The organism is Bacillus sp. P4_D3 (genome assembly GCF_056401855.1).
In genome coordinates this window covers 1-2,440 of record NZ_JBFUIN010000478.1, presented here as the reverse complement: position 1 = coordinate 2,440, position 2,440 = coordinate 1, and the positions used below count along the sequence as shown (strand labels likewise).

Annotated in this window: 1 protein-coding gene; it reads right to left on the bottom strand. The window is 32.0% G+C overall.

Features of this window, described 5'->3' with window-relative positions; genetic code table 11:
- Positions 1-586: 586 nt before the first annotated feature.
- Positions 587-2,290 (bottom strand): M4 family metallopeptidase, encoded by a 1,704-nt coding sequence (locus AC1DTM_RS22985; protein ID WP_016104944.1) that lies wholly within the window; start codon positions 2,288-2,290, stop codon positions 587-589.
- Positions 2,291-2,440 lie beyond the last annotated feature (150 nt).

Sequence of the window (2,440 nt, the reverse complement as noted above, 5' to 3'; positions counted from 1 at the left end):
CAGATGATAACATAACGATTATGGTAAGTAATAAAAACGATTTGTTAATTAATTTTTTTGTAATTTGCACCCCATACACCCTTTCTTTAAATATTACGAACAATTTATTATGCTCATACTACGAAACACGGTTTAAATTAATCTAGGAATCTCTTTTACTTCACCTCCATATTGGCTATTTTTACGTATGTATTTCAATGATCTTTTATACGAAAATCAAATATAAGATGGAAACAACCCTTACGAAAACGTTTGCATTAAAACTCAAAAAAATAGATTTGTTTATTCCTTCTTATATTTGTAAATACTAAAAGATCAGGGAAATCATTTTAAAGCAATCGTTTGTTATCGCTTTCATTTTATAGCACTTACTATTAAAAGGTCAATATATTATTAATTTTCTGTTTTTATATCCTTGAAATCTTATATATTTGTCGTAACTTATTGAAGATAGATGCCTGATTATTGCTTAGTAATTTTATTTTCACTAATACATTGCTACGTAAAAAATCAGCTAATATCCTTAAAATGACATTAGCTGATTTTCATAATGTATTAATATATGAATGAAAACTATATTTCTAACTTACTTAATTTTTGCTGCATCAAATGCTTTTTGCACTGCTTGAACTTCAGCTGTATTCGCCCCATATTTATTAGTTGCCACTCGAATACATGCTGATTTCAATTCTTTGAAATTAGATGTCATGTTTAATTCATCTGTATTTGCATAATAGAAAATATCAAACATTTTATCTTCACCAATTCCTTTAACAGTTACTCCGTTATGAGTTCCGCCTTTTGCAATGAGATACGCAACTTTATTAATAATACTTGAATTAAAATGAACGCCGCCTTGATCCCATCCATTAAAATCGTTAAATTCACTGTAATCATCTGGATAAGGTACTCCAAGTGAAGATGGAACAGAAGCTGGGTTTTCCATATCACGGAAAACAGATCCAGTTTGTTCTCCCATTGTCCAGTTAAAGCTTCCATTATTTACGTATTTCTCAATAGATGTTCCCATAATATCAGATAGCGCTTCATTAATCGCACCAGATTCACCGTAATATTCAAGATTAGATTCGCTAGAAGTAACAGCATGTGTAAATTCATGTCCAGCTACGTCATATGCCTTGACAATAGGATCGCCATATACAAGCATACTTCCATTATTAGCACTTAATGCATTTTGCCAATTTTTCGGATCGTTCGTATCTTCAGAATCCCAAGCATGTACAACTGAAACTACCTTTTGTCCCTTATTATCAAAACTATTACGCTTATATTTATCTTTATAAAAATCAAATACCTTTGTTGCTAAATAATGAGCACTTACTGCTTTTGGATCGTTAAATGTTGTTGAAGTGCTGGTTGCTAGTGTACCAGGATAATAGCTTTCTTCTTTAGTAATATCTCTGTAATTCACATCATATGTTTCAATTCCTTGCCCTCTTGTATAATCAGCAAGTGCATATTTACCATTACTTTGTTTAGAAATACCAAATGAACGAGATATACCTAAATCATCTTTTCCTGTTCCAGTTAATGATGTAAGATTGCTTTTTTTACTTTCCTTTAAGGCTCCAACAAGCTTTTCACTTGCTTTTAAGTTGGATTCTTGAACCATATTTTTTAACATATCCCCATTCTGTGCATTTACTAGATATGTTCCAGATACATAGTTTGGTGTTGCTGCCGCAAATGTAACTTGGTATGCATTGTTAGCTTGTCCATTATTTTCATCAACAAAAATAACTTCCTTTACTTCTGGCTCAGAAATATAATTGATATCGCTCCCATACTTCGTATAAATATATTGTTTCGCTGCTTCTTCTGATAGATTACTAGGTTTTTTAAAATTTTCTTGGTTTAAATTTTGCGCGCTATCTCCTGAAACACTTTTAATAACACCCTTTTTATCTACATGTGCAGTTAATTGATGCCCATATACTTCTTTCCCCTCATATGTTTGTTGTATACGTACAAGTGTAGTTCCATCATACGAACCACGTTTTTGAAGAACTTTATAATCCACTCCAGTTTCTCCATTTACTTGTTTTGGAGACAAGGCTTGTTCTGTTTTCTCCTTAAGAGCATCTTTCACTACATTCTCTGGTGCCTTTTGTGACGGTTGTGTAAGTTCACCTGTACGGAACGAATCCTCTTGAATTTGAACTTGTAGTTGATCGGTTTCCTCTGCATGACCTACTCCATATGGTACTACAGCTGTTAAAGCTAAGCCTGTTGTTAACGCTACCTTAGTTAATGTCTTTGTGTTTTTCATTTTTTCACCTCGTATAATTTTTGAAATAGAAAGCTTGTACAAAATATACTGTCTAATATTGTCGAAAAAAAGAGAAAATGCAGAATTTGTGTAAAATTATGCAAAATTACATATATGTGGTCGATAAAATAAAAAATGAGCCCTTTTAGG